5 protein-coding genes are annotated in these 5,587 nt (G+C 67.5%); 1 reads left to right on the top strand and 4 read right to left on the bottom strand.

The annotated features are described in order from the left end of the window. The first annotated feature begins 402 nt into the window (after positions 1–402). Entirely contained in the window at positions 403–1,422 is a 1,020-nt protein-coding gene (locus tag U9980_RS20695) for a tryptophan--tRNA ligase (RefSeq protein ID WP_416210343.1), read from the top strand. A 12-nt stretch (positions 1,423–1,434) separates the two neighbouring features. On the opposite strand, the gene U9980_RS20690 is transcribed toward U9980_RS20695, so the two are convergent. Genes U9980_RS20690 through U9980_RS20675 form a run of 4 tightly spaced genes read right to left on the bottom strand, consistent with a single transcriptional unit; the run spans position 1,435 to position 5,414 of the window. After that, positions 1,435–2,463, bottom strand: coding sequence for an FAD-dependent oxidoreductase (locus U9980_RS20690; protein ID WP_322769439.1), 1,029 nt, complete (start codon positions 2,461–2,463; stop codon positions 1,435–1,437). After that, entirely contained in the window at positions 2,456–3,361 is a 906-nt protein-coding gene (locus tag U9980_RS20685) for an NAD-dependent epimerase/dehydratase family protein (RefSeq protein WP_322769438.1), read from the bottom strand. The genes U9980_RS20690 and U9980_RS20685 overlap by 8 nt, the downstream gene beginning before the upstream one ends. Further along, complete coding sequence (locus U9980_RS20680) at positions 3,358–4,350, bottom strand: hypothetical protein (RefSeq protein ID WP_322769437.1); 993 nt, start codon at positions 4,348–4,350, stop codon at positions 3,358–3,360. The genes U9980_RS20685 and U9980_RS20680 overlap by 4 nt, the downstream gene beginning before the upstream one ends. Before the next feature lie 14 nt (positions 4,351–4,364). Further along, the gene (locus tag U9980_RS20675; RefSeq protein ID WP_322769436.1) at positions 4,365–5,414 is read right to left on the bottom strand and encodes a hypothetical protein; all 1,050 of its coding nucleotides are present in this window, start codon (positions 5,412–5,414) and stop codon (positions 4,365–4,367) included. Positions 5,415–5,587 lie beyond the last annotated feature (173 nt).

Below are 5,587 nucleotides of genomic sequence, written 5' to 3'. Positions count from 1 at the left end.
TGGTCGGCGCTGGAAGTCGTTCGGGGGTTGACGGATGCCAGGTGGATGCGTCGCGAGGCGGAGGAGGCCCCGGTAGCGGTGTTCTACCTGGGCTGACGACAACGACGCGAGGCGCCACCTGGCGCCGGCAGACCCTGGACGAACTTCCGGCGCCGACCACTAAGCCGGAGCGCAACCGATGGGAGCGGGGCAATTCCTCACCTTGCTCACTGTGTCTGGCGTGTTCGCGTTGCGTTGCCGAGGGCCAGCCTGCTGCGCCCGCACCCCGCACGGATGCGGGACAGCAGGAGTTGAGCCATGACGGAGCTTTCCTGCGTTGCGCCCCCGCAAAGGTTCTGCGGCCCCGGGCGGCACGCAATATGGGGACCGGGCCGACCGTGTCGGCATAGTAATCTGGGGGCCATGGATCCGACGGTGCGTAAGGTCTCGCTGACTGGTATCAAGCCGACGGGTGAGCCCCACTTGGGCAACTACATCGGTGCGATCCTGCCTGCGCTTGACCTCGCCGACGGTTACGACTCGGTGTATTTCATCGCCGACTATCACGCCTTGACCACGATCCGTGATCGGGCATTGCTTCGGCATTACACCCGTTCGGTGGCCGCGACCTGGCTCGCCGCCGGGCTCGACCCTGACCGCACCACGTTCTACCTCCAGTCGGATATACCGGAGATCTTCGAGTTGACCTGGGTGCTGTCCTGTATGTCGGCCAAGGGGTTGATGAACCGGGCGCACGCCTACAAGGCCGCGCGTGATCGCAACCGGGAGGCGGGCAAGGAGGATCTAGACGCGGGGGTGAACATGGGCCTGTTCAACTACCCGGTGCTGATGGCCGTCGACATCCTGATCATGGAGGCCGATGTGGTGCCGGTCGGCCGCGACCAGGTCCAGCACGTCGAGTACGCCGCTGATATCGCGGGGGCGTTCAACAGCGTCTATGGCGACCGGTACAGGTTCAAGGTCCCGGTGTCGGTGATCCCGCAGGATGGGTCCGCGCACACTCTGCCCGGCACGGATGGGCGGAAGATGAGCAAGTCTTACGGCAACACAATCCCGTTGTTCGCACCGGAGGCCGATCTCCGCAAGGTGATCAAGAGGATCCCAACCGACAGCGTCCCGGTTGAGGCGCCGAAAGACCCGGACTCGTCGGCGGTGTTCACCCTGCTGGAGCGCTTCGCCGAGCCGGAACTCGTCGCCGCGACCAGGGCGAGGCTGGCCGCTGGTGGGATGGGCTGGGGTGAGGTGAAGGCGCAACTGACCGAGGCTATCAACAGCCGGTTCGCACCTTTGCGGGACCGATACGACGCGTTGATGGCGCCGAGCAGCGAGTTGGATGATCTGCTCGTCCACGGTGCGGACAAGGCCCGTAAGCACACGCGGCCGGTTTTGGAGCGGATCCGCGACGCCATCGGCATCGGCTGATCCCAGGTTCAGCTATCCGAGCGCGTTGATGACCTGTTCGGCGCAGTACCACGCGGTTGTCCATTTACCGGGCAACGCAATGATCAGGTTCGCGGCCTTGCTCCAGCCTGTCGGTGGATCCCGGAGGTCGACCACGAGGTTGGAGGGATCGGCGTGGGTGTTGGCCGGCTCGCAGACAGTGCCCCAGTGCAGGCTGAGGTTGCGGTCGGAGCGGTAGATGTGACGGTGGTCGAGCGCGGTGCGGATCCGCGTGTACTCGGCCTCGTCGGTGGCGTAGGCACCATTGACGCTGGGTAGACCAATCCGGGCGTTGTCGGTGTCCGGACTGATCGCCAACAGGTCGCCGTCGAGCCAGTACGTCAGGCACGTCGGTGGTGCGGCGTTGTAGCGGCCCCACGCGATGCGGCGCCTGCGTAGGGTATGAGTGATCCCCGCGTTGTTCAACATGGTCGGGGTGTTGGCTCCGGTCGCCAGGATGACAAGGTCGGCATGGAGGTTATCTGGTCCGGCCGAGACGAGCGTGGTGTCGGGGTCGCGGTGCAGGCTCACCTCGGCGTGCTCTATCGGTGGTGCGCCGACGGCCAGGGCGAGCGCGGTCGTGCGGGTGTGCAGGATGTCGAGGTCCACGCTTAGGTCCGGGATGCGGAACGCCGCTACCGCAGGCGGGTACGCGGCAAGGGTGCCGTTGCTGCGGGGATCGACCTCTGGTGCGTCGATCCCGATCTGCCGCCACGCGGCGCGGTAGTTGTCGACGGCGTCGGTGGTCGAGAATATGGCGTAGCCGTAGGGTTTGCCGACCTGCGCGGGCAGGGCCAGGTCATGCCACCGGTCCCGGTGGCTCCAGCATGCCCGCGCGACCTCGGGCAGGACCGGGGCGTAGACCGCACCGGAGTGCAACTGCCCGAAGTTGGCCAGCGACGCGCCCGGCTGTCCGTCGCCGACGCACCGCACCCGCAGGCCACGCCGGGCCGCCGTTGCAGTGATGGCCAACCCGCACAACCCCGATCCGACAACCAGGATCTGCGTTCGCGTGTCAGGCATGGGTGGGCCTTTCTCCGCTGGAGGGGACCCTGTGACTTTGCTCTTGGATGACCGAGACCTGGTACCGGTCGGCGAACCGCTGTACCAGGTCGGCCGGCGCGAAATGGTGATCGACTCGCTGGCGGATCCGGTCCGGTGACAGACCGAGGCGGGCACGGGCGGCCTGGCGGTGGGCCTGCATGGAGTTCCGGTCGGTCAGCAGACTGTGCAGATGGGCACGCAAGACGTCCCTGACGACGGGTGGCCGCGTTCCCGCCTGCCTGACGGTCGGCGTCGGGGTCAGGTCGGGAACGTGGATCGTGAAGTGCCCGTGCAGGTCCGTGACCAAGGCTGTGGTGACGAGCCGGTCGGCCGCGTGCTCGAACGACCAGACCCGCCAGGGCGCCGCGCCGGCCCCGTCCGTGTTGGTTGACTGGCTCAGCGCTGGGAGGAGCAACGCCGCGCCGGCCAGCCCGGACCGTGCGTAGGTGATGACCTGGTGTCGCTTCGCCAGCCCGTAAGGGGTCTGGTAAAGGCCGGGCGCGAGGACGGCCGTACTACTTGCCGCGACGAGGCTGGCCAGAACTGCGCCGTTGGCGAGGCGGTCATGGAGTCGCAGGACGGTGTCGGTCACCGCGCTCACGCTGTGCCGCATCGCCTCGACGCTGCGGCGGTCGAGGACGACATCGACGACGCAGACCCGTTCGCGTCCCGACGTCCAGGTCGCGACCGTGGCGGCGAGTCGGGTCCGCTCGTCGCGAGTCGTCAGATCGACGGTGATCCACCGAGTGGTTTCGGGTGGGCCGGTGTGCCTCGTTCTCGCCACGGCGATGGGGTCGAAGCCGGCTGCGGCGAAAGCGGTCAGCAAGCGGCGGCCGAGGCGCCCCGATGCGCCAAGTACCACCACCGTGGGCGTCATGTGGCGCATCGCTTCCAGATCAAGGCGTGGCGGGAGAAGTCGTGGCAGAACTTCGCGCGGACTTCCCGCCAGGAGGAAGGCTGGTCAAGACGGTTGGCGAACGCGTCACGGGCAGCCGCTATATCGGCGGCGTCCCAGCCACTGCTCAACTCGATGGCCGAGAGCACGGCGGGCTGGCTTGCCTCATCGTCGCTCATCACGCGGTCGGTGACCTCGTCCGGGGTCATGTTGAGGTGGATGCTCGACGCCGGGATGCTCTTGGACATCTTCGGATAGCCGGCTAGTCCTTCCAGGACACGGAAGTACAGGGCGCCGAGGGTACCGTTCCAGCCGAGGCCCAGGTCCCCGGCGCCGGCCTGCCGTTGGAGTACGAGGCGGGCGAGGTCGGTGAAGTATGCCTCCTCCATGCCCGAGACCATAAGAACGTGCTCGGCGCCGTTGTCGAAGGGGCCGAGCACGTCGGCGACGGTGTAGAGGGAGTCGACGATGACGCCGACCTCGCTGCCGAGCAGGCCGTGGTCGGCGTACAGTTCCAGCAGGCTTTCGCGGTGTTGCTGGAAGTCGGCCCGCGACAGGTAGCGGGCGAGCCTGCCGGCGCGCACGAGGTTGGCGTGGTCGAGGTGGGACCGCAGGTCGGTCGCATCGCGGTCCAAGCCTAGCGCGACCAGGAACGCGAACATCTGGTCGCGGACCTGCACCAGGGTCGACCATGCGACGTTGCGGGAGTTCCACGCCCCCAGGTCCGACACAATCACGGTCATCGGCGCCTGTAGCTGGCGCTGGAGTTCCACCGCGCCGATCATGACCGACAGCGTACCGGCGGTGGGCGCGTTCGTCGGCCCGAATCCGGTGACGACCGCCATTGAGTCGCGCACGTCGGGATGCAGCACCGGAAGCGCGTCGTCGAGGTGGGTAAAACGGGTGGCGGTCGGTCCGAGGCGCTCGGTGATGGCCTCGACGGTTGGCGGATCCATCAGGGTGGCTGGCATGTTGGCTCCTTGGGTTACCGGGATTCGGACAGCTCCGTGAGGAGGCGCATGGCGCGACCGGACCGCCGGGCGTGATGCACCCGGGCGATCCCTTCGTCGGGGCGGCAGCCGGTGGCGGTCGTACCGACGATGAGGGATGCGTTCAGTTCGACGAGCCGCGTGCACGGGGTGTCCCCGGTTGCGGTGAGGGCGTCGGCGACCAGCGCTGCGTTGCCCCGGTGTGTCGGCTGGTGCGCGACGGCGCGACGCCAGTGTCTGGCTGGCTCGGGGTTCGTGTGAGTGGTGCTATCGAGTGCGCCTGCGGCGACCCGCGCCAAGCGGACGGTCCCGACGTCACTGTATTCGTCCACGGTCTCGCCGTGGGAAAGGTCGGTGGAGACGACGACGCCGGTGGCGATGTCGGGCCGGATCATCCGCAGGGCCAAGGCCGCGAGCGCCACGTCTGCGTGGGCGAGGCCAAGGACGAACCCAGATGCGCGCACGCAAACGGTCGCTACCGGCATGAAAAAGCTCGCGGGGCTGATGGAGTCGAAGACACCGTCGTATCGGGCGGCGTAGTGCGGGCAGAACACCGGGTAGGCGACGAAGGCGATGTTGCGTCGTTGTAGGGCCTGCTGGATGGCGGCGGGGCGGGCGACCGGGGTGACGCCGAGGATATCGAGGATGTCCGCAGCGCCGGACACCGCGGACACCGACCGCGAGATCCCCTTGACCACGGGTGTGCCGGCTGCCGCCGCGAGGATCGCCGCTGCGGTACTGACGTTGAAGGTCTTGAACTGTTCCTTGCCGCTGCCGGCGACCACAACGGTGGTGTCGGGCACGGTGACCGGCTCCGCCGCGTACTGGGCGAGTACCGGGTCGAACTCGTTGATCGCGGTCCACCAGTCGCTCAGGTCCGTGGGGCGGAGACGCCCGCCCTTCACAAGATCGGCGCACCATCGACGCCATCGCTCGTCCGACGCCGCTGACCGGTCTCGCAGGAACGACCGGAGCAGCTCTCGGGGGTGACCGGGCGCCACGTCGGGGGACGGCGCGATGACGTCGGCCGATTTGATGCTTTCCATTTATCTTAGGTATAGGTAACTGTTCAGCTGGGATGGCTGGTTGCTGGTAACTGTTCGGTGATGCCGTGGAGGGCACGCGGAGAGCCCGGCCGGTGGTTTGGAGACCCCGAGGCAAGTGAGCACAAGCCGCCCGAGGCCCCCGTCACGCCGGGCTCAGGCCTTGAATCGGACGG

Origin of the sequence: Protofrankia sp. Cr1, assembly GCF_963555865.1 — a bacterium.
Taxonomy (GTDB): Bacteria; Actinomycetota; Actinomycetes; order Frankiales; family Frankiaceae; genus Protofrankia.
Note: the sequence above shows the minus strand (reverse complement) of the source record. Positions and strands in the feature narration are given on the sequence as shown.